This window comes from Neptunomonas sp. ABH4_499 (assembly GCF_056160565.1).
This window is the reverse complement of the sequence record NZ_JBSWXK010000003.1, coordinates 216,840-238,042: the sequence shown is the minus strand read 5'-3', so window position 1 is coordinate 238,042 and position 21,203 is coordinate 216,840. Positions and strand designations below refer to the sequence as shown.

18 protein-coding genes are annotated in these 21,203 nt (G+C 50.9%); 9 read left to right on the top strand and 9 right to left on the bottom strand.

Annotation, left to right across the window (positions count from 1 at the left end; genetic code table 11):
* Nucleotides 1-5: 5 nt before the first annotated feature.
* The 3 genes from ACXAF9_RS04445 to ACXAF9_RS04435 all read left to right on the top strand — a co-directional run bounded on the left by ACXAF9_RS04445 (nt 6) and on the right by ACXAF9_RS04435 (nt 3,853).
* Entirely contained in the window at nt 6-884 is an 879-nt protein-coding gene (locus ACXAF9_RS04445; RefSeq protein WP_475070947.1) for a polyprenyl synthetase family protein, read from the top strand.
* Nucleotides 884-2,632 (top strand): 1-deoxy-D-xylulose-5-phosphate synthase, encoded by a 1,749-nt coding sequence (dxs, locus tag ACXAF9_RS04440; RefSeq protein ID WP_475070946.1) that lies wholly within the window; start codon nt 884-886, stop codon nt 2,630-2,632. The genes ACXAF9_RS04445 and dxs overlap by 1 nt, the downstream gene beginning before the upstream one ends.
* A 114-nt stretch (nt 2,633-2,746) precedes the next feature.
* Nucleotides 2,747-3,853, top strand: a complete 1,107-nt coding sequence (locus tag ACXAF9_RS04435; protein ID WP_475070943.1) for a hypothetical protein — start codon at nt 2,747-2,749, stop codon at nt 3,851-3,853.
* Nucleotides 3,854-3,907: 54 nt separating this feature from the next.
* Here the strand turns inward: ACXAF9_RS04435 and ACXAF9_RS04430 are convergent, their stop codons facing one another.
* Entirely contained in the window at nt 3,908-4,264 is a 357-nt protein-coding gene (locus tag ACXAF9_RS04430) for an outer membrane protein assembly factor BamE (protein WP_475070941.1), read from the bottom strand.
* 83 nt (nt 4,265-4,347) lie between these two features.
* Here ACXAF9_RS04430 and fur point away from each other — a divergent pair, with 83 nt between their 5' ends.
* The gene (gene fur, locus ACXAF9_RS04425; protein WP_475070937.1) at nt 4,348-4,773 is read left to right on the top strand and encodes a ferric iron uptake transcriptional regulator; all 426 of its coding nucleotides are present in this window, start codon (nt 4,348-4,350) and stop codon (nt 4,771-4,773) included.
* A 162-nt stretch (nt 4,774-4,935) separates the two neighbouring features.
* Here fur and ACXAF9_RS04420 read toward each other — a convergent pair whose 3' ends face one another.
* From ACXAF9_RS04420 to ACXAF9_RS04395, 6 genes are all read right to left on the bottom strand, one after another.
* A complete protein-coding gene (locus ACXAF9_RS04420) occupies nt 4,936-5,637 on the bottom strand; it encodes an ABC transporter ATP-binding protein (protein WP_475070933.1) in 702 nt (233 codons plus the stop codon).
* 2 nt (nt 5,638-5,639) lie between these two features.
* Nucleotides 5,640-6,407: a high-affinity branched-chain amino acid ABC transporter ATP-binding protein LivG gene (gene livG, locus ACXAF9_RS04415; RefSeq protein WP_475070929.1), complete on the bottom strand. Its 768-nt coding sequence runs from the start codon at nt 6,405-6,407 to the stop codon at nt 5,640-5,642.
* On the bottom strand, nt 6,404-7,657 hold the full coding sequence (locus tag ACXAF9_RS04410; RefSeq protein ID WP_475070927.1) for a high-affinity branched-chain amino acid ABC transporter permease LivM: 1,254 nt from the start codon (nt 7,655-7,657) through the stop codon (nt 6,404-6,406). The genes livG and ACXAF9_RS04410 overlap by 4 nt, the downstream gene beginning before the upstream one ends.
* Nucleotides 7,657-8,583: a high-affinity branched-chain amino acid ABC transporter permease LivH gene (livH, locus tag ACXAF9_RS04405; protein WP_475070924.1), complete on the bottom strand. Its 927-nt coding sequence runs from the start codon at nt 8,581-8,583 to the stop codon at nt 7,657-7,659. The genes ACXAF9_RS04410 and livH overlap by 1 nt, the downstream gene beginning before the upstream one ends.
* 140 nt (nt 8,584-8,723) lie before the next feature.
* Entirely contained in the window at nt 8,724-9,833 is a 1,110-nt protein-coding gene (locus ACXAF9_RS04400; RefSeq protein WP_475070921.1) for a high-affinity branched-chain amino acid ABC transporter substrate-binding protein, read from the bottom strand.
* A 235-nt stretch (nt 9,834-10,068) separates the two neighbouring features.
* A complete protein-coding gene (locus ACXAF9_RS04395; protein ID WP_475070919.1) occupies nt 10,069-11,208 on the bottom strand; it encodes a glycerate kinase type-2 family protein in 1,140 nt (379 codons plus the stop codon).
* Nucleotides 11,209-11,751: 543 nt separating this feature from the next.
* Here ACXAF9_RS04395 and ACXAF9_RS04390 point away from each other — a divergent pair.
* Genes ACXAF9_RS04390 through ACXAF9_RS04380 form a run of 3 tightly spaced genes read left to right on the top strand, consistent with a single transcriptional unit; the run spans nt 11,752 to nt 16,065 of the window.
* Complete coding sequence (locus ACXAF9_RS04390; protein WP_475070916.1) at nt 11,752-12,864, top strand: WD40/YVTN/BNR-like repeat-containing protein; 1,113 nt, start codon at nt 11,752-11,754, stop codon at nt 12,862-12,864.
* On the top strand, nt 12,861-15,215 hold the full coding sequence (locus ACXAF9_RS04385) for an efflux RND transporter permease subunit (RefSeq protein WP_475070911.1): 2,355 nt from the start codon (nt 12,861-12,863) through the stop codon (nt 15,213-15,215). Before ACXAF9_RS04390 ends, ACXAF9_RS04385 begins: the two co-directional genes overlap by 4 nt.
* Nucleotides 15,205-16,065: a universal stress protein gene (locus ACXAF9_RS04380; RefSeq protein WP_475070909.1), complete on the top strand. Its 861-nt coding sequence runs from the start codon at nt 15,205-15,207 to the stop codon at nt 16,063-16,065. Before ACXAF9_RS04385 ends, ACXAF9_RS04380 begins: the two co-directional genes overlap by 11 nt.
* Before the next feature lie 173 nt (nt 16,066-16,238).
* Here the strand turns inward: ACXAF9_RS04380 and ACXAF9_RS04375 are convergent, their stop codons facing one another.
* Both ACXAF9_RS04375 and ACXAF9_RS04370 read right to left on the bottom strand, forming a co-directional pair.
* A complete protein-coding gene (locus ACXAF9_RS04375; protein ID WP_475070907.1) occupies nt 16,239-17,525 on the bottom strand; it encodes a glycosyltransferase in 1,287 nt (428 codons plus the stop codon).
* 44 nt (nt 17,526-17,569) lie between these two features.
* Nucleotides 17,570-17,860 (bottom strand): YkvA family protein, encoded by a 291-nt coding sequence (locus tag ACXAF9_RS04370; protein ID WP_475070904.1) that lies wholly within the window; start codon nt 17,858-17,860, stop codon nt 17,570-17,572.
* A gap of 398 nt (nt 17,861-18,258) precedes the next feature.
* Between ACXAF9_RS04370 and urtA the strand changes: the two genes are divergently transcribed.
* Together urtA and urtB are read left to right on the top strand one after the other, a co-directional pair.
* Nucleotides 18,259-19,503 (top strand): urea ABC transporter substrate-binding protein, encoded by a 1,245-nt coding sequence (gene urtA, locus ACXAF9_RS04365; RefSeq protein WP_475071127.1) that lies wholly within the window; start codon nt 18,259-18,261, stop codon nt 19,501-19,503.
* A gap of 80 nt (nt 19,504-19,583) precedes the next feature.
* Nucleotides 19,584-21,200 carry an urea ABC transporter permease subunit UrtB gene (urtB, locus tag ACXAF9_RS04360; RefSeq protein ID WP_475070901.1) on the top strand — a complete coding sequence of 539 codons (1,617 nt, stop codon included), beginning with the start codon at nt 19,584-19,586 and terminating at the stop codon, nt 21,198-21,200.
* Nucleotides 21,201-21,203: the final 3 nt, after the last annotated feature.

The window sequence follows — 21,203 nt, the reverse complement described above, 5'->3', positions numbered from 1 at the left end:
GCAACATGTCACTGACCCAGCAGTTGGGCGAGTACCGCCTTCGCGTTGATACTCACCTTGATCAGCTTTTGACTGTAAGCAGTATAGACCCTGTTTTGCAGGAGGCGATGAAGTACGGCCTTTTTAATGGTGGAAAACGGGTAAGGCCTGCATTGGTCTACATGGTGACCAATACCTTAGGTGCCGACCTTAACCGCGTGGATGATTTAGCCGCCGCTATCGAGTGTATCCACAGCTACTCCTTGATTCACGATGACTTACCTGCAATGGATGACGATGCGCTTCGTCGAGGGAAGCCGACTTGTCACATAGCCTACGATGAGGCAACGGCGATTTTAGCTGGGGATGCGCTGCAATGCCTTGCGTTTGAAGTCGTCAGTGCCTCGAGCCTGCCAAGTGATGATCTTATTGAAGCGATCCGTGTGCTGTCTTTTGCCAGTGGGCATCGAGGCATGTGCGTTGGCCAATCGTTTGATCTTCGACACGAAGGCTTGCCGCTCAATTTGGCGCAGCTCGAAGCGATGCATCAGCATAAGACGGGGGCTTTAATCACCGCCTCGGTAGAACTGGGTTGGGTGGCATCCGGTTGTAAAGATGTGCAGGTGCGCGCTCAGTTAGTTGAGTACAGTAAAGCGATTGGGCTGGCGTTTCAGGTCAAAGATGACATCCTCGATATCGAGGCGGATACTGAAACTCTGGGTAAGCCACAAGGTTCGGACCTTGAAAAAAATAAGCCAACCTACCCAGCCTTACTTGGGTTAGAGGGGGCGAAAGCAAAACTATCCGAGCTGCACCAAAGCGCCATCGCTGCGATCGAATCCTTGCCTTACAACGTAGATGCATTAAAAGCGATGGCCGATTACATCGTAGACCGGACGCATTAATGTTTGATCACATCCCCACTGAACGCCCAGTTACGCCTTTATTGGATGCTATTAACGATCCAACCGACCTAAAAAAACTGGCTGAAGATGCGTTACCCGAGCTGGCCCATCAGCTGCGTGCGTTTCTGCTGTATTGTGTTGGTCAAACCGGCGGGCACTTCGGTGCGGGTCTTGGGGTTGTCGAGCTGACCATCGCGCTGCACTATCTTTTGAATACACCGGATGATCACCTTGTATGGGATGTGGGGCATCAAAGTTATCCTCATAAGATTCTGACAGGTCGGCGCGATCAGATGCTGAGCATCCGACAAGAGGGCGGGCTTGCGCCTTTTCCTAAGCGGGATGAGAGCGCTTTCGATGCCTTTGGTACAGGGCATTCCAGCACCTCGATCAGTGCCGCTTTAGGTATGGCAGTGGCTGGCCAGCTTCAAGGTTTGAGCCGTAAAAGTGTTGCGGTGATCGGTGATGGCGCGTTGACCGCCGGAATGGCTTTCGAAGCCCTTAATCATGCCGCACACACCCATGCCAATCTGCTGGTGATTTTGAACGACAATGATATGTCGATTTCACCAAACGAGGGTGGGCTTGCTACTTATCTTGCTAAGAACTTAAAACTCAAAGGAAGCGCATCTCAAACGACAGCTGCGCTCTTTGAGGCCTTAGCGTTTGAGTACCATGGTCCTGTGGATGGACATGATTTTAAGGTATTACTGCCGGCTTTGCAGAAGGCCTTGATCAGCGATGGACCGCAGTTTTTGCACATCACTACCCAAAAAGGCAAAGGCTTTACACCCGCCGAAGCAGACCCTGTGGGCTACCATGCCATTACTAAACTAGCACCAATCGATGCGCCCAAAGTGAAAGCACCGACGTTTGCAAACGTCTTTGGTCATTGGGTAGTAGAAACAGCGAAACAAGACACTCTGCTAGCCGCCATAACACCGGCCATGCGTGAAGGTTCTGATCTTGTCGCGTTTTCTGAGCAATTTCCTGAACGCTATTTTGATGTTGCCATTGCTGAACAGCATGCGCTGACCTTTGCGGCCGGTTTAGCCTGCTCGGGCCTGAAGCCTGTGGTGGCGATCTATTCCACGTTTCTGCAACGGGCGTACGATCAACTGATACACGACATTGCGATTCAAAAGCTCAATGTGCTGCTGGCGGTGGATCGAGCAGGGCTGGTCGGAGAGGATGGCGCAACCCATGCCGGTTGCTTCGATATAGCCTTCCTTCGTTGCATCCCCGATATGGTGATTATGACCCCATCGGATGAGCATGAGCTGGTGGCCCTGCTAAACACAGGCTTTCATCACCAAGGCCCTGCGGCTGTACGCTACCCAAGGGGCAGCGGTGTGTTAAAGAGCATTCCTAGTCATGAAGAGACTATCGAGCTTGGTCAAAGTAACACGATTGTTAAACGCGACTCCAAGACCGCAGTACTCAACTTTGGCCCGCTGATTGAGCAATCCCGTCGTTTGGCTGATTCGTTAAAGGCCACTTTGGTTGATATGCGCTTTGTTAAGCCGCTTGATACCAAGGTGATCGATCAGCTTACCAAAGAGTGCAGCCATATCATCACTGTTGAGGATCATGCCAAACGAGGCGGGGCAGGATCCGCAGTTGCGGAATATCTCTCAAATCAAGCGTGGCAAGGCGATCTGACGATGCTCGGCATTCCTGATCATTGGATTGATCATGCCTCTCGATCGCGACAAACCGAAGAAATTTTCCAACCTTTTGTCATTTAGGTCTTTAGACATTGACGGTTAAGGTCGACAACGGTCTAATGTGTCCACTATTGGATTGATCCCTGAATAAACGTGCCGGACATAGAAGTCGGTGCAGATAAGGAGTGTTGTTGGATGTCTCTTCAGAAGCGTTTGCTTGTTACTTTGATGTTAAGTGCCAGTTTAGTTGCCTGCGGTGGCGGTGGTGGTAGTAACAATAACCTGTTTAACCCAGAAGAATCTGAGGGTACAACGGCAGATGATACGGATACTTCGACTGAGGAGGAAACCGTTGAAGAAGATACGTCTAATGTTGGTACCTCTGACAGCGGAATTACTTCGTTAGAGCCTGGCGATACGACTTATGTCACAAGTTCCTTTGTCGGCCTTTTCATTGAGCGACTTAACGAGGAAAGTGAAAACTACAAACTTGGCACAGCCTTAATGAAGACATATGCCAGTCCATTAAGTGATGCTATGGAGGAAGGTGCACCGTTTGAGGTGATGTTGTCCTACAAGTTTAATGAATGTCAGCCTAAAAATGCTTTCCTGCTTCAGGGGTTCCAGCTTAGTGATGGTTCCTTGGAGAACTCTTACCAAGATAGCGAAAACATTGACTCTCAAAGTACCGCTACCGTATTGAAAGAATTCGATGTTACTTGGAATGATGATGGCCTTGCTTATTATGGGCTTCAACAACTAGCTGCCGCGGAATGGGTATCAGCTTCAAATACCTGTACCGGAGAGCAGTACCGACTTGCGTTACAAAGTGAAGTGGCTCTTTTTCCAGTGAATGCTCAGTTTTATTCCGACAGTGCGTCCGACGTGAATGTTGAACTGAATGAAGCAAATCAGCGAGTAATCTCATGGAATTATGAAAACTTTACTACGAGCGGTGATTCGAACAAACACTTCACATTGGCTTTATATGATGCCACGGCATTTAACAGCACTAACTTTTTTAGCGAATATGCTACGCTGCCGAGCGACCCTACCGATGAGGAAGTTGCTGAAGCCGCAGGTGACTTTATAGCAAACCCTCAAATGTCAGATGACTTGTTGTTGTGGCAGCAAATCATCCCTGGTTCAAGCACTTCTTTCACTATTCCTAACTCCGTTAACTTAGTTAACGGGAACGATTACCTATTGGTTGTTGCTGCTTGGGAATCCGGTGATGGTGCAGGCAATTCAACGAACCAAATCTACTATTTCACAAGCTTAACATTCAAATATAAGAATTAAACGATACAAAAAAGGCCGCATCTGCGGCCTTTTTTAATGGAAAGACGTAATAAATTACAGCGCTTTATCCGATTGCTGTTGTTTCTTTTTCACAGCATCCGTTGCGTGCCCGTCGACATGGCTTAGGACGCCGTTCTCGAAATAGATGGATACATGAGTTTGAGTTCGGTCGCCACCGGCTTTACTAAACGTGCTCACGTAGTCCCAGCGGTTGCTGCTGAACGTGTCGGTAACCAGCGGGGTGCCTAGAATGTAGCGCACTTGGTTAGGGGTCATCCCTTTCTCAAGTTGGTTGAGTTGCTCTTGTGTAACCTCGTTACCTTGAGGGATATCGATCTTATAAACACCCGGAAATTCAGAGCAACCTGTCAGTGCTGTTAACAAAGCAACTGAAATTAAAAGCTTTCGCATGGGTAAATGACTTCCACTTTGACGTGTAAATAAAGATAATAGAGTCTAACATTGAGTAGCCGTAATCAACAGAGTATTTAGACATGTCCCTTGAAAACCAAGAACTCCGTAAAGCCGGGCTGAAGGTGACACTGCCGCGTGTAAAGATTTATCAAATCTTAGAAAAAGCCGGTGAAGGCGATCACTTCAGTGCTGAAGATATTTACAAAATGCTGATGGACATGGGGGAAGATGTAGGTCTTGCCACTGTATATCGTGTATTGACTCAGTTTGAAGCGGCCGGTTTAGTGTCTCGCCACCATTTCGAAGGTGGTCATTCCGTATTTGAACTGGCGCGTGACGAGCAGCACGACCACATCGTTTGTGTGAAATGTGGACGCGTACGTGAGTTCACTGACCCGATCCTGATGCAGCGTCAGAACGAAATTGCTAAAGAACTCGGCTTCAATATCACAGACCGTACCTTGTACTTATACGGTGTGTGTGCCGAAGGGTGTGAAGAAGCTTAAGCGCTTAACCCTTCTTAGCGCCTAAAAGCCGGCATATTGTCGGCTTTTTCATATCCTAATATTCCTCAATTAGGACGGGACATCTGGGTTTGGGGTGGAGAGCCAAAAAAAAGCCCTTCCAAGGAAGGGCTTATCTTATCTAGCTAAGTGAGCAGGCCTTAATTAGCCGCCCAAGTAAGCTTGGCGTACCGCTTCGTTCGTAAGCAGGGCGTCACCAGAGTCGGTCAAAACCACACGGCCGTTTTCAAGTACGTAGCCTCGGTCAGCGATACGCAGTGCTTGGTTGGCGTTTTGCTCGACCAAAAAGATGGTCACACCTTCACTGCGCAGTTGTTCGATGATATCGAAAATCTGAGCGATGATGATCGGTGCAAGGCCGAGCGATGGCTCATCCAGCAGGATCATACGAGGCTTACTCATCATCGCACGGCCAATCGCCAGCATTTGCTGCTCACCACCTGACATCGTACCGGCACGTTGATGGAAACGCTCTTTCAAACGCGGGAACAGTTCCAGTACGTGTTCCAGTGTTTGTTTGGCTTCATCAGGCTTACGAAAGTAAGCGCCCATGTGCAGGTTCTCTTCCACGGTTAGGCGGGAAAACACTCGACGGCCTTCAGGCACAATCGCCAAGCCTTTTTGCATGATTTTAGAAGTTGGCTGTACGGTGATCTCTTCACCGTCAAACACAATACGGCCGCTGGTGGCGTGCGGATCACCACAAATGGTCATCATCAGCGTGGTTTTACCCGCACCGTTAGCACCGATTAGGGTGACGATCTCGCCGGTGTTAACTTCCAAAGAGACATCGTGCAGCGCCTGAATGGGGCCATAGTGCGTGTTGATGTTTTCAATCTTCAACATGATTAGGCTTCTCCCAAGTAGGCTTTGATAACGTCTGGGTTCTCTTTGATCTGATCTGGGGTGCCATCGGCCAGAGGGGTGCCCTGTGCGATAACATAGATGTGATCCGAAATACCCATTACCAAGCCCATATCGTGCTCGATCAGCAACACGGAGATCTCATGCTCATCACGCAGTTTGATGATCAACTCATCCAGTTGCTTCGTTTCGTTCGGGTTAAGGCCTGCAGCAGGCTCATCCAGAAGCAGAAGCTCTGGTTGAGTAACCATGCAACGGGCAATCTCCAGACGGCGTTGCTGCCCGTAAGAGAGGTTCCCAGACTCGCGATTGGCAAACTCAAGGAGGTCAACCTCTTCAAGCCAGTGCGCAGCTCGGTCCATCGCCTCTTGTTCCAAGCGCTTGTACGAGTTGGTTTTAAACAACCCAGACAATAAGTTTGTGTTCAAGTGACGATGCTGTGCGACCAGCATGTTCTCGATCACGGTCATCTTTTTGAACAAGCGAACGTGCTGGAAAGTCCGCACAAGGCCTTTGCGGGAGATCTGGAAATCGCGCTTACCGGCGATCTCTTCGCCTTTGAAGACAACGCTGCCGCCGGTTGGAATGTAAAAACCGGACAGGCAGTTGAACACGGTGGTCTTGCCCGCGCCATTGGGGCCGATCACCGATACGATTTGGCGGTTTTTCACGCCAAGATGAACTTTATTTACCGCCAACAGGCCGCCAAACTGCATTGTCAGCCCGTTTACGTCTAACAGTAACTGACTCATTGTTTAAGCTCCAAGTGTGGTCGTTTCATTGGGACAAGACCTTCAGGTCTCCAGCGCATCATTACCACCATCAACAATCCGAACAACAGCATGCGGTATTCAGAGAATTCGCGAGCCATTTCCGGCAAGATGGTCATAACAATGGCCGCCAAGATCACACCCACTTGTGATCCCATACCACCGAGTACAACAATGGCCAGAATGATGGCCGATTCGATAAAGATAAACGACTCTGGGCTGATAAAGCCTTGGCGTGCCGCAAAGAAGCACCCAGCAAAACCGGCTGTGGAAGCACCAATCGTAAACGCCGACAGCTTAATGGCCGTACGGTTAAGGCCCAATGATCGACATGCGATCTCATCTTCACGCAGTGCTTCCCAAGCACGACCAATCGGCATGCGGATCAGGCGGTTGATCACGTAGATAACAAACGCCACCAGCACTACAGCGATCAGGTATAGGAAGATCACCTTAAGGCCGCTGTCGTATTTAATACCAAAGAAGTCGTGGAAGGTTGTCGCCCCTTCGGAGGCGCGGCGGCTGAACTCCAACCCGAACAGGGTCGGTTTTTCAATGCCAGAGATACCGCTTGGGCCGCCTGTAACGGAGGTCCAGTTGTTGAGCAGGATTCGGATGATTTCACCGAAACCGAGCGTTACAATCGCTAGGTAATCCCCCCGAAGCCTCAGCACCGGGAAGCCTAATAAAAAGCCAAACAGCGCCGCAAGACCGGCCGCCAGTGGCAAACACTCCCAGAAGGACAGCCCCAAGTATTCAGAGCACAGCGCGTAGGTGTAAGCGCCCACGGCGTAAAAGGCCACATAACCTAAGTCCAGAAGGCCTGCTAAACCGACAACGATGTTTAGGCCAAGGCCCAACATGATGTAGATCAGGGTCAATGTCGCCAAATCGACCGAGCCACGGGACACCATAAATGGCCAGATCACCATGCCGACAAACAGCAGGCTGATCAGCCATGGCTTAGCGCGATCCATCTTATCGCCAGAGGGTTTCAGCGCAGCAAGCTTCTGAGTCGGCAGCTTGCCAAAGAGAGCATCAATTTGATGCGAAAAGAGCTGGGATAAAAATACCAGACCAATGCCGATCCCAATCCACGTCCAACGCTCTGCGGATGCGCCTGTAACACTCAGCTGAGTGCCTTCGGCTTCTAGGCGAATACCCAGCATCATGCAGGCTAAAACAAAAGTGACGCCTGCGGCAAACAACGCATTAGAAAATGTACGACCCATCAGACTTTCTCCACCTCAGGCTTGCCAAGCAGACCACTTGGGCGGAACAACAAAATCAGAACCAGAAGGCCGAACGAGACGACATCTTTGTACTCTGATGGGAAGTAGGCGGAGGTCAGTGCTTCGGTAACACCCAAAATCAAACCACCCAACATTGCACCCGGAATTGAACCAATGCCGCCCAGCACCGCAGCCGTAAAGGCTTTTAGGCCAGCAATAAAGCCTACGAACGGGTTAACAATACCGTAGTAGAGGCCCAACAAAAGACCTGCAATCGCCGCCAGTGCCGCACCGATAATAAAGGTTAAAGCGATGATGCGGTTAGTATCGATGCCTAGCAGATTGGTCATGCCTAAGTCTTCGGAGCAGGCACGACACGCACGCCCCATACGGGAGCGGGAGATAAACAGAGTGAGGCCTGTCATCGCAATAAAGGTAACGATGAAGATCATCAACTGCATGTAGGAAACCGTCACCTCGAAGATGGATGGGTCACCAAAGCTCAAGCCGCCGGTAATTTGCGGTGGCAAAGCCACATCGCGCGAACCTTGCGCCAGAACCACGTAGTTTTGTAGGAAGATCGACATACCGATCGCCGAGATCAGCGGGATCAGACGGTTTGATCCACGCAGAGGTCGATAGGCGACCCGCTCAACGGTCCAGCCATAGGTACTGGCCATGATGATGGCGACAATCAGTGCGATCAGCAAAATGATGGGTAAGCTGACAAAGCCCATGCTCATCAAGCCTGCGATCACAATGAAGGAGATGTAAGAGCCGATCATGTAGATTTCGCCGTGGGCGAAGTTGATCATACCGATGATGCCATAGACCATGGTGTATCCGATCGCGATCAGCGCGTAGGTGGAACCAATGGTCAGGCCATTGATAATCTGCTGTAGCAGATAAAGCAGCGTTTCAGACATAGTTTTAAAATTCTAAAGAGCTCAATAATCAAACACCCCGACTCCGGATCACGAAGTAAGGGTGTTCTCGACAGAGAATCTTGAATCTGACTTCCCTGTGCGGCCGAAGTCGTAGCTTCGGCCTTGTTCAAGGTGTTGTATTACTCGGCTGGTGTCTTAGAACCGTCCGCGTGCAGCTTGTAAACGATGAACGTAGATTCGGTCAGATCGCCTTTCTCATCGTATACGACTTTACCAATGGTAGTGTCGAATGCGTTGTTGTGAACGTATTCCGCCACCTCTTCAGGGTCAGTCGAACCTGTCGCGGTCATCGCGTTGGTCATGATCTGAACCGCCGAGTAAGCTGGGAATACGAAAGGACCCGTTGGGTCTTCGCCACGCTCTTTGATGAAATCAACCAGCGCTGCGTTTTCTGGGTTTTGGTCGAAGCTTTTTGGCGCAGTTGCCAAAACGTTTTCTACCGCTTCGCCTGCGATTTTCGCAAGGTCAGAGTTGACGATGCCTTCAGGGCCCATGAACTGAATGTTCAAGCCTTTCTCTGCAGTTTGACGCAAGATCAGGCCAAGCTCTGGGTGATAGCCACCGTAGTATACGAAGTCAACGTTGTTCTTTTGCAGTTTCGCAATCAAAGCCGAGAAGTCTTTATCACCCGAAGTGACACCTTCGAACATCACTGGAGTGATGCCGGCTTTCTCAACGCTGTCTTTAACAGCGGTCGCAAGACCTTCACCGTACTGCTGCTTATCATGAACGATCGCCAGCGTTTTAGGCTTAGCTTCGTTAATGATGTAGTCAGATGCCATAGAGCCTTGCAGGCTGTCTAGGCCGATGGTGCGGAAGATTAGGCCGTACCCTTTTTCGGTGATCGAAGGCGACGTAGATGCCGCTGTGATCATCATGATGCCTTCTTCTTCGTAGATGTCAGAAGCCGGTTCCGTTGAAGATGAGCACAGGTGACCGACAACGAATTTTACTTCGTCGTTAACGATCTTGTTGGCAACCGCAACCGCTTGTTTTGGATCGCATGCGTCGTCGTAGATAACGCCTTCGAGTTTCTCGCCATTTACACCGCCTGCTTCGTTGATCTTATCGATCGCAGCCAGAACGCCGACTTTCTGCATATCGCCATATTGCGCAACAGGGCCCGTTGCTGGGCCCGCAAGGGCGATTTTGATGTCCGCTTGAGCGGCTGTGCCGTACAGGCACACAGCTGTGCCGATAGAAAGCAGGGTACGAGTAAATGTTTTCATCTGTTTTATATACCTTTTCCGAGCGTATTTTACCCACAGGCCAACGCAAAGGATGACGCTAAGTAAAGCGCTTAGTGGGGTGATTGTTATTCAAAGGGTAGAATTAACTATAAAGTCAACAAAAAATCAATGTTTACTATAGGAAACAAGGTTTCTTAACGGGGTGGGCAAGAAAATACCCAAGCGCCTGAAAAGTGAGGCATGGCGAGCGAACACCCACCATGTAGATGGTGCTTTAATGGATGATGGCGATAACAAGATCCATCACGTTGGTGTTGGTCGGGCCTGTGATAAACAGGCTCTCGTGATCGCGAAGGTAGTGGCCGGAGTTCGCTGCCAATAGTGCCTGCGTGGCTGCTTGCTTGCTTTGGCTATCTGACACGGTGGAGCCGTCGATTAAACCGCCTGCGGCGTCGGTTGGGCCATCACTGCCGTCCGTCCCAGCGACCAGTACGGTGATGTCATCGCGCCCCGAAAAGCGCACCGCAAGCTCCAACGCCAAAGCTTGGTTACGACCGCCGCATCCTGGGTTCTCCGGTAACTGAACGGTGGGCTCGCCACCAAAGATATACACCCCTGATTCAGCGTTGTCTAAGCGTTGGTATAGATCATCTGCCAAAGTGACCACATCTTGATACATGATCTCTTGGTTGTCTTTAACGGTGAAGCCGAGCGATTGTGCTTTTGTTTGCGCGGCAAGGCGAGCTACTTTGTTGGTGCCGATCAGATCAACACTGGCTTTAGCTTTGCAGCGCTTAATGTCGCCAGTGCCTGAGCCAATTACGCTGATGCTATCGCCTTCTACATCGGAGATCGCCAGAACACGAACTTCCGCGCCTGTAAAGTGTTCGAGTAACTTTCCATCTTTGATCAAAGAGGTTTCTTTACGACGGGCGTTGATCTGGCCAATGTTAAAGCCTGCGGCCAACATGTTGTTGGTCAGTTGTTGCCATTCATCAAGGCTAACCTCTTCTGGCAGCGCTTCTGATAAGGCGGATGCGCCACCAGAGACCAATAGCAATAGGTTGCTGCCTTTTGGCATCTGTTCGACCGTGCTCAGCACCTGTTGGCCCGCCTCGAGTGAGTTTTGATCAGGCACTGGGTGTGCCGATTCAATCACAGTTACGTTATCGGCTTTCGCCATTTCGCTGTCAGTGTGATGGTATTTGGTCACTAATAAAGCGTTACAGTTGTTATCAAGTGCTGCCAGAGCACCCGCGCACATGCCACTTGCCGCTTTACCCACGGCGATGATTTGATCGGGTTTGAACGATGAAAACCCTGAAACGCATTGGAACGTGGCGTAGTAGCCTGCAACAGCATTAACGGCGGATGTGAAGATCTCGACCGCGGCTTGTTTTTCGCGTGTTTGCAAAGGTATCTCTCCTATATTCCTGAACAATATGCACAAAAAAGCCGCATCAAGACAATCCTAATGGTGCAATGATGCGGCTTTTTATTGATCAATGATTGGTTAGATCATCGTGCTTACTTGTAGAAAGGTCCTTGCAAACCGTTCTGAGCAATCAAAGTACCATAGATGTTTGAGTTCAACACCGTCATCTAGGTCGGCGCTCTTTGTCTGCAAACGGCATAATTTTGCGATTCCAAGTGCATAAGCGAACTTTGCCTTTTCAGGTGCGATACATCGAACAAGAGGGAATATAGGGACTAACTCGGTGGTCGTTGGTTGAAAATGTCACTATGGATGGGATGATATGCCATTGCGTTTTTTCGGCCCGAAGCCGAATCTAGAAAGTGACTGGGTGGCTGAACGTCCCGCTTGATGGTGCTTTGCTCAAGAGGTGGCTAAAACGGTCAGATCACTCAGCGTATCAGCTTGATATGCGTTACACTTTCTTGTCAGTCATTCCGGCAAATGGTGTAAAGCCCGGATAATCATAAAAAGAGGGGGCGTGTGCTCAAGAATATGGGCCGTTTTTTATCGTGGTTTCAATCTGCGGGGGCGTTAGTGCTCGCCGCCGCGTACGTCACTGTCCATGCGACAGACCGACTCTCGACGCCAGCCGTCCAGACACAAGGGGCACAAACCAGCCTCTTACTGGACATTGCCGCAAGCGACACGGCGGTGATTGCCGTGGGTGAGCAAGGCACGGTACTTCGTAAAACCAACAAAGCCGATTGGTTGCAAGTCGACATCCCAACCAGCGAGCTGTTAACCGCTGTGCAGTTTATCACCCCAACCCATGCGTTGGCGGTGGGGCATGGTGGCGTGGTGCTGAAAAGCGAAGATGCAGGCGCGCACTGGTCAATGATCCTTGATGGCAATGCCATCAACCAACTTCAAGTGGATACCTACCAAGGTTTTCTCGATCAAGGGGGGGATCCAGCACTATCGGACTTTCCCGTTGAAGAGTTCGAATATCTATTGGATGACGCCAGCATCGCTTTGGAAGAGGGCCCCACCCAACCGATCCTAAACCTCTATTTTACCGATGATCAGAACGGGTTTTTGATGGGTGCCTATGGCATGTTGCTGAAAACCACCGATGCGGGGGCGACGTGGCGTGTGCTGTCGCACCGTGTGCCAAACCCCGATCGCTTCCATTTAACCGCCATGACCGAATGGATGGGTGCACTTTGGATGGTGGGCGAAGCCGGTTTGATCTTTACCTCTTTGGATCAGGGTGAGCACTGGCAAAGTGTTGAAAGCCCGTACGATGGCTCATGGTTTGATGTCGCGGTGGTCGATGGTGGTCTTTGGTTAGCGGGTTTGCGTGGGCACCTCTTTGAAAAAACCATAGAGGGTGACTGGCAAGCGCGAGAAGCGGGTGAGCACACCCTAAGCCACATTGCCCAGTGTGATCAGAACCCAACTCAAACATTAATCACAGGTTTTGGTGGCACTGTGTTGGCGTTAAAAGAGACGCGCTTAGCGCCGCTTAATACCGAAGCACGCCAAGCTTTCAGTTCGGCGGCGTGTTGGAACAATCAATGGTACTTGGTGGGGGAGATGGGCGTGCGCCCGTTTGATCCATCTCAAGCGGTGTCTGCTAAGGAGTTACCATGAGTCGTTTTGCGTCACTGGTGCTAGCCCCCATTAAGTTTTCGGAACAGATCCTAGAGCGATTGCTGTTTGAAAAACGCCTCTTTGTGATCGCTCTGTTTGCCTTGATCACAGCGTTTCTGGCTTTTAATGCGGTGAAGATTCGCCCGGATGCCAGTTTTGTGAAGATGATCCCCTCTGCGCATCCTTACGTCGAAAACTACCTCACTTACCGAGATGATTTGTCCGGTTTAGGGAACAGCATTCGGGTGGTGGTTGAAGCCAAAGAGGGCGATATCTTCACGAGTGCGTTCCAAGACACCCTTAAAAAAGTGACGGATGAAGCCTTTTTTATACCTGGGGTGGATCGCTCGGCAGTGAAATCGATCTGGACGCCGAATGTGCGCTGGACCGAAGTGACCGAGGAGGGGTTTGTCGGTGGGCCTGTCATCCCCGCTGATTACGATGGCAGTGATCGGGCGTTGGATCAGGTGAAAACCAATGTGCTGCGTTCTGGCCAAGTCGGTATTTTGGTCGCCAACGATTTTCGATCGGCGCTGATTCAACTGCCCTTACTTGATACAGACCCAGACACGGGTGAGAAGCTCGACTATGCGCTTTTTTCGCAGCGGGTTGAGACCCTGCTTCGTGATCAATACCAGTTGGATCAGATCACCATCAGGGTGACAGGCTTTGCCAAAATCATTGGGGATTTGATCGATGGCGCCAAATCCGTCGCGCTGTTCTTTGCCATCGCGATTGGCGTCACCTGTTTACTGCTGTTTGCATATTCGCGCAGTGTAGCGGGGACGCTGATTCCTATCGCGTGCTCCTTAGTGGCGGTGATCTGGCAGCTTGGCTTGTTAAAACTCTTGGGCTTTGGCATCGACCCATACTCGATGTTGGTCCCTTTTTTGGTGTTTGCCATCGGGGTCAGTCACAGTGTGCAGGTATTTAATGCGATCCGTCTTGAACAGGCCTTGGGTGCCACCGCCTTGCTGGCGGCACGACGCGCGTTTCGCTTGATCTACATCCCTGGGTTAACCGCGCTTATCTCCGATGGGCTTGGGTTTGTGACCTTAATGGTGATCGATATTCAGGTGATTCAAGACTTAGCCGTGGCGGCGTCCATTGGTGTTGCGGTCATCATCTTAACCAATCTCTTTTTGTTGCCAGTGTTGCTCTCGTGTTGTGGTGTAGGTCAAACCGCCGTGGAGCGGATGCGTCAGGTTCAAATTAATTCGGGGCGTTTCTGGAACAGCTTAGTGGTCTTTACCTCCGGCAAAGGTGCGTGGGCGGCGCTTTGTTTTGCGTTGGTGGCCTTGGTGGTCGGTATTGTGGGTGGGCGCTCACTCAGTATTGGCGATTTAGATGCGGGTGCGCCCGAGCTTCGGGCTGATTCACGCTACAACCTCGATAACGCCTTTATCAGCGCTAATTACAGCACCTCGTCCGATATCTTCGTGGTGATGGCCGTTACCCCTGATGAGGCCTGCACTCGCTTCGAAACCCTCTCAGGGGTGGAGCGTTTCCAGCGCACGATGGAAAACGTTGCCGGTGTGCAAAGCTCTTTGTCTTTGGCCGATGTGTCCAAACGGGTGACCTCTGGATTAAACGAAGGCAACCTGAAATGGCGTTCCATCAGCCGCAATCAATATGTGATTAACGCAAGCCTTGGGTATGTTCCCGCAGGCTTTATGAACGCATCGTGCTCCTTGTTACCGGTCATTCTGTTTTTGGATGACCACAAGGCCGATACGTTAGCGAAGGTCACGGCGGCGATTGATCAATACGCTTTGGCTCACAACACGGAAGCCCTATCGTTCAAAATGGGCGCGGGTAACAGCGGTTTTGAGGCGGCGACCAACCAAGTGATCGAAACCGCGCAGTATAAGATGCTGGCGTGGGTGTACGGTGTGGTGAGTATCCTGTGTTTACTGACCTTTAGATCCATCAAAACTGTTGTCTGTATCATTGCGCCACTCGCTTTGACCTCCCTGTTGTGTCAGGCGTTAATGGCTTGGTTGGGCATCGGCGTGAAAGTGGCGACCTTACCGGTCATCGCCTTAGGCGTTGGTATTGGTGTCGACTATGGCATCTATATCTATTCGCGTTTGAACGCGTATCTGGTCGAGGGGCAGACATTGGCCGAGGCGTACCTATCCACCCTTAAAACCACTGGCTCCTCGGTTGCCTTTACAGGGCTAACGCTTGCGATTGGTGTGGTCTTGTGGGTGCTCTCGCCGATCAAATTCCAAGCGGATATGGGTATTTTGCTGACCTTTATGTTCTTATGGAACATGTTGGGGGCGCTGGTATTACTGCCTGCGCTGGCGCGCTTACTGGGTGTAGGAGGGCAATCCCGTGCTGTTTAATAAACGCATTGTGGTGATTTTAGGCGGTACCGAATCGGATGACCGCGCGCTGGAGCGCGCCAGTTTGATCGCAAAGCGTATGCGCTGCTCACTTGACCTGTATTGGTTGAATGACCCGGTGAATGAACCGGCGCTTGTGCAGTTTGCGACGCGGCTGGAAGCGCAAGGCGTGACCATTGAGTCGCACTATATCCATGGTCAGGATCTGATCGAAGTGCTGCTGAAAGCCTGGCAAGAGGATCACTTTTCGCTGGTGGTTAAAAGCTGCAAACCTGATCACAAAGGGGTGCTACTGCCTCTGGATTGGAAACTGCTGCGCCAAATGCCATGCCCTGTATTGTTGGTTAAACAGGAAAGCCTCTGGGATGGTGGTCGCGTGCTGGCGGTACTTGACCCGCGTGCGGATCAAAACGACCTTGAGCACCGCCGCTCCCTGAATCAAACCGTGGGTATGTTGGCAGGCTTGATCGCCAAAGAAGCCGATGCCGAGCTGATGGTGACCTGCTGCTACCCTGCACCCATGTTAGGGGCGGAGCAAAAACAGCAATCGGCCAAAGCGATGGCCGATGAGTCAACTGACTTTTTAAAGCGTTTCACACACGATTGGCACCCAGAACCTGCCCAATTGTTGGTGGGAGAAGGCCCCGCTGATTTTTGGGTCAGTCAAACGGCCAAAGATACCAAGGCCACAGTTGTGGTGATGGGCACAAAGGCGCGCAAAGGTTTACGCGGTTGGCTGTTGGGGAATGTGGCGGAGCAGCTGATGGATCACATCCAATGTGATCTGTTGGTGGTGCGTGAAGGGATGCCTTCCGGCCTTGCTGACTCCCTTGACGCGGGTTCTTCATAAAACCGACCGATTTTTGGCCTATACTTCGAGCCGACTTTAAGGAGAATCTGTAATGGTATCTGTGTTAAAAATCGGCGTATGGCTGAGTCTTTTTGTGCTTATTAGTGGGTGTTCACCCATCCCAGACTTACCGGGACCTATCGGTATTCCCGGTTTCTAAATCAGTTTTTAAATCAGTCTTTTAAGCGGTTTTTGGCTTCAATCCACTGCGACATGTACTGAGTGCTCTTGTGTTGGTGGTGCATCAACATCTGTCCGGTAAAGTTATTAAGGCGATGCGCGGTTAGCCTATCAGGTGATTGCAGCGTATCTAACCGGTGCCCGAAGTGCTCAAGCGCCGTGGTGTTGTGAAGCTGTGTGTGCAACTCTGCGGCCTGTTGTGCGGCGTTATTCCAGAGGTCTTGGTCTTGATACAAGCGGATGGCCGATTGGATAAACGCCTCATCGTTATCGGCTACGGCCCCAGGCCATGACGCTTCGTTATCCACAAACCCTTCGTAGCCGATCGGCGTTGTGACCGAAGGCAATCCGCACTCCATCGCATCCAGTAATTTGCCTTTTAACCCCGCACCAAAGCGAAGGGGCGCTAAAAGTACCCGAGCTTGGCTGAGTACAACTCCTGCATCCTCCGCCCAGCCTTTTACATGAAAGCCGATTTTAGGTTGATGCAGCGCCGTGGCTTTGGGCGGCGGATACGCCCCGTAGATGTGCAGCTCAGCCTCTGGCAACTGTTTACGAATGCTGGGCCAGAGGGATTCGCGTAACCACAGCACCGCATCCCAATTGGGCGCATGGCGAAAGTTGCCAATGCTGACAAAGTGCTGGCGCTCTTCAAAGCTTTGCTGTGAGTGATCGGCTGTGATGCGTGCTCGAAAAAATGGACAGTGCAGCAGTAGGCTCTCGGGTACTCGAAATTGCTCCGTTAAGAGGGACATCTCAAACAAGGAGATCATCAATGTGATATCACAGCGATAGATGGCCGCAACTTCCCGTTGTGTGCTGTCCATCCCGCTCATTTGGGTAAATAAAGTGTTTGGGTTTAAGAGGGGGCTAAAGTCGAGATCCCCTTTTTGTGCTTTCACTAAGGTGTGGCGGGCTTCTCGCAGGGCGTGGATATCTTCGGTATCCAGTAATCGGATCGCCGTTGGGCATTGCTTGGCGACGCGCCAGCCGAACTGCTCCTCCATCATAAAGCGATCAAACAACACGGCTTGCGGGTTCTTCGCTTTGATCCAGCCATCAAACGAGCTGCAATTCAGCGCGATGGGGACTTCGCTGACGCCTATCGAATTAAGATCAAAGCGATGCTCGCTTAAGGCGGCTGGGCTTGCGAAGGTGACTTTCCAGCCCTTGGATAAGAACCACTGAATAAACGAGAGCATGTGATAGCCCGCGGCGGATGAACGTGGTTCTGGCCAAACATAGCCGATGATTACAAGGTGAGGGGAAGACGTTGTCACAAAAAGCCTGCTTTGCCTAAAACAAAGCAGGCAGTATAACGGATTTATACTGAGGCTTGATCAGTCATAAGACCGTAATCGCGACGGACCTCTTCGGGTAGGCGTTTAGCCAGCCAGTTAAACCCAAGGGTCAATAAGAACAGATCGTCGATGATGCCAAATAGCATCAAAAACTCAGGAATCAGATCTAACGGGCTGATGGCATACACCAGCATCGCGATCATGGCGGCTTTGGCCTGCCATGGGCTTCGTTTATCCCAAACCGCTTTCATGATGGTCAATGCATTGCCTGTTAACCAACGAAAACGGCTAAACCATTTCAGTAGTATGCTCAAAGGCGGTGACCTCCTTCTGTTTGAAAAAGATCCCCACATCCGTGTAGAGGATTATCTTGTGTGACTGTTTTCCCTTATAAAAATTCCTGTTTATTTAAACTTTTCGAAGGATTCTTCTGGATGCGCAGTAATGGTGCATCCTTGTGCGCGGATAAAAGGCACGCTCGTTAATGGCGCGAGTGTTTCTTGTCTTACTCGTCAGGTTTTGATTTATCTTGCTGTTTTTTATGGTTTTTATCGGTATGGCATAGCCTGTGCTTTGTATCTTTCGCGGTTGTGAGTTGTTCTGGTGCGACTTTAATGTCGCTGCTTGCGTCACGACCGAACATGACAAAAAAACAGTAAGGAGCATTACGGTGAAGGTACTTAAGAAAACCCTGTTAGGTGCGGCATGTACGATGGCAATGGCGGCGGCTTCTCAAGCGGCGTTGGCAGAAGAAACCATCAAAGTGGGCATTCTTCACTCGCTGTCGGGCACTATGGCGATCAGTGAAACGACCCTGAAAGACACCATGTTGATGCTGATTGAAGAGCAAAACAAAAAAGGTGGTTTGCTGGGTAAAAAGCTGGAACCTGTTGTGGTTGACCCTGCCTCTAACTGGCCGCTCTTTGCTGAAAAAGCCCGCGAGCTGATCGAAAAAGACAAAGTATCTGCGGTGTTTGGCTGCTGGACGTCTGTTTCACGTAAATCCGTTCTGCCGGTGTTTGAAGAAACCAACAGCTTACTGTTTTACCCAGTACAGTACGAAGGGGAAGAGTCCTCTAAAAACGTCTTCTACACAGGCGCTGCCCCTAACCAGCAAGCGGTCCCTGCGGTTGATTACTTGATGGATCAAGGCGTAGAGCGCTGGGTTCTGGCGGGTACCGACTACGTTTACCCACGTACAACCAACAAGATTTTGGAAGCGTACCTGAAAGCCAAAGGCGTTCCGGAATCCGACATCATGATCAACTACACGCCGTTTGGTCACTCCGATTGGCAGTCCATCGTATCAGACATCAAAAAATTCGGCTCCGAAGGTAAGAAAACGGCTGTGGTGTCCACCATCAACGGTGATGCGAACGTGCCTTTCTACAAGGAGCTGGGCGCACAAGGCGTATCGGCTGAAGACATCCCTGTTGTGGCCTTCTCGGTGGGGGAAGAGGAGCTTTCCGGTATCGACACGGCACCGCTGGTCGGTCACTTGGCTGCTTGGAACTACTTCATGAGCGTGGATGCTGAATCCAACGATGAGTTCATCGATGCATGGCACAGCTACATCAAAAACGAAGACCGTGTTACCAACGACCCAATGGAAGCGCACTACATCGGCTTCAACATGTGGGTAGAGGCGGTGAAGAAAGCCGGTACAACCGATTCGGATGCCGTACAGGATGCGATCATTGGCGTGAGCGTACCTAACCTAACCGGTGGTTACTCCACCATGATGCCAAACCATCACATCACCAAACCTGTGTTGATTGGTGAAATCCAAGACGACGGTCAGTTCAGTGTGGTGTGGAACACCTCTGGCACTGTGGCCGGTGATGCGTGGTCGGATTACCTAGAAGGCTCTAAAGACTTGATCTCCGATTGGCGTTCACCGCTTTCATGCGGTAACTACAACGTCAAAACAGCGAAGTGTTCTGGCCAGAACTACTAAGCTGATCGCCCTGATCGGGCAATCTCTTTGGAGGGGGTGAAAGCCTCCTCTTTTCATGGCCTAACATTTGCGAGACTCGTATGGTACCTAGCCTGACAACTTTCCGTACCTTGCTTACTCGTGTGTTGATGATGCTCATCTGTGCAATGGGAATGGTAGTTAATGCCCATGCCGATGCCTTGGGTGATGCGTCTGCACTTTTAGTAAGTAAGTCCTTTGATGATAAATCCAAAGCGATTCACCTATTGGCCGATCAACAGCATGATCGCACTCGGGAAATCCTAACACTCCTGATGGACAGCCAGCTTTACTATCATCGTAAAGACGACACCCTCTATATCATCCCTAATCACGACACAGGCGCGGTTGCGACGGACTTGTCGGGCAATACGGTCACCATCGAGCGCAAAAGGGACTTCAAAAAAGTCACAATAAACAACAACCTGCGTCGAGAGATCTCCAAAGTGTTGGCGGGGTTGTCGCTGAATGCCAAAGACGCCAGCGAGCGAGAATCCGCCGTGCGGGACCTGTTGAATGACCTCTCCCCTGATACCGTTGCACTGTTAAAAGAGCGCTTTGTTCAAGAGGACAACCGTACCGTCAAAGCGGTGATCAGTGTGGCGCTGGCAATTAATGACCTGAAAAGCGACGATGAATCGGTGGTGTTGCAGGCGATGGACACGGTGGGTGGTTCGTTAGAGCCATCGGTCAAAAACGCGCTGAATGAACTGACCTCTCACCCAACCCCGGCCATCAGCACAAAAGCCAAAGCCTTGGTGGCGCAGATCGACGATAAGATTCAGATTTTCTCCTACCTAGAGACCTTTTACTTTGGCCTAAGTTTGGGGTCGGTATTGGTGTTGGCTGGGATCGGCCTTGCCATCACCTTTGGTGTGATGGGCGTGATCAATATGGCGCATGGCGAGTTGATCATGATTGGTGCTTACACCACCTATGTGATCCAACAACTGATGCCTAATCACATTGGGCTATCGATCATTGTGGCGATTCCGGCGGCCTTTATCGTATCGGGCTTGGTGGGGATTGCGATTGAGCGTGGCGTGATCCGTTTTTTGTACGGCCGCCCTTTGGAAACCTTGTTGGCAACGTTTGGTATCAGTTTGATCCTTCAGCAAGCGGTGCGCACCATCTTTACGCCGCTTAATAAAAGTGTGGAAACACCGGAGTGGATGAGTGGCCTTATCCAGATTAACCCCGTGTTTGCACTGACCGAAAGCCGTTTGTACATCATCATCTTCTGCTTAATGGTGTTTTTTGCGCTCTTGCTGGTGTTAAAGAAAACCCCGCTGGGTTTGCAAGTACGAGCCGTTTCGCAAAACCGTGCGATGGCACAAGCGATGGGCGTACGCTCTAACCGGGTGGATGCCTTAACCTTCGGTTTAGGCTCTGGTGTAGCGGGTGTTGCCGGTGTGGCGTTATCGCAGCTGACGAATGTGGGGCCTAACCTTGGTCAAGCGTACATCATCGACTCCTTCATGGTGGTGGTCTTTGGCGGTGTGGGTAACTTGTGGGGCACCTTAGTGGCCGGGCTCAGTCTTGGTGTGGCGAACAAGGTACTGGAGCCTTGGGCTGGTGCGGTACTCGCGAAGATTCTGGTGCTGGTGTTCATTATCCTCTTTATTCAGAAGCGTCCGCGTGGGTTGTTCCCGCAGCGTGGCCGTGCGGCGGAGGGCTAAACC

Bases quoted from the DNA above. Each gene is read 5' to 3' on its own strand.
- ACXAF9_RS04445 (WP_475070947.1), top strand. From the start codon at position 6: ATGTCACTGACCCAGCAGTTGGGCGAGTACCGCCTTCGCGTTGATACT.
- dxs (WP_475070946.1), top strand. From the start codon at position 884: ATGTTTGATCACATCCCCACTGAACGCCCAGTTACGCCTTTATTGGAT.
- ACXAF9_RS04435 (WP_475070943.1), top strand. From the start codon at position 2,747: ATGTCTCTTCAGAAGCGTTTGCTTGTTACTTTGATGTTAAGTGCCAGT.
- ACXAF9_RS04430 (WP_475070941.1), bottom strand. From the start codon at position 4,264: ATGCGAAAGCTTTTAATTTCAGTTGCTTTGTTAACAGCACTGACAGGT.
- fur (WP_475070937.1), top strand. From the start codon at position 4,348: ATGTCCCTTGAAAACCAAGAACTCCGTAAAGCCGGGCTGAAGGTGACA.
- ACXAF9_RS04420 (WP_475070933.1), bottom strand. From the start codon at position 5,637: ATGTTGAAGATTGAAAACATCAACACGCACTATGGCCCCATTCAGGCG.
- livG (WP_475070929.1), bottom strand. From the start codon at position 6,407: ATGAGTCAGTTACTGTTAGACGTAAACGGGCTGACAATGCAGTTTGGC.
- ACXAF9_RS04410 (WP_475070927.1), bottom strand. From the start codon at position 7,657: ATGGGTCGTACATTTTCTAATGCGTTGTTTGCCGCAGGCGTCACTTTT.
- livH (WP_475070924.1), bottom strand. From the start codon at position 8,583: ATGTCTGAAACGCTGCTTTATCTGCTACAGCAGATTATCAATGGCCTG.
- ACXAF9_RS04400 (WP_475070921.1), bottom strand. From the start codon at position 9,833: ATGAAAACATTTACTCGTACCCTGCTTTCTATCGGCACAGCTGTGTGC.
- ACXAF9_RS04385 (WP_475070911.1), top strand. From the start codon at position 12,861: ATGAGTCGTTTTGCGTCACTGGTGCTAGCCCCCATTAAGTTTTCGGAA.
- urtA (WP_475071127.1), top strand. From the start codon at position 18,259: ATGGCAATGGCGGCGGCTTCTCAAGCGGCGTTGGCAGAAGAAACCATC.
- urtB (WP_475070901.1), top strand. From the start codon at position 19,584: ATGGTACCTAGCCTGACAACTTTCCGTACCTTGCTTACTCGTGTGTTG.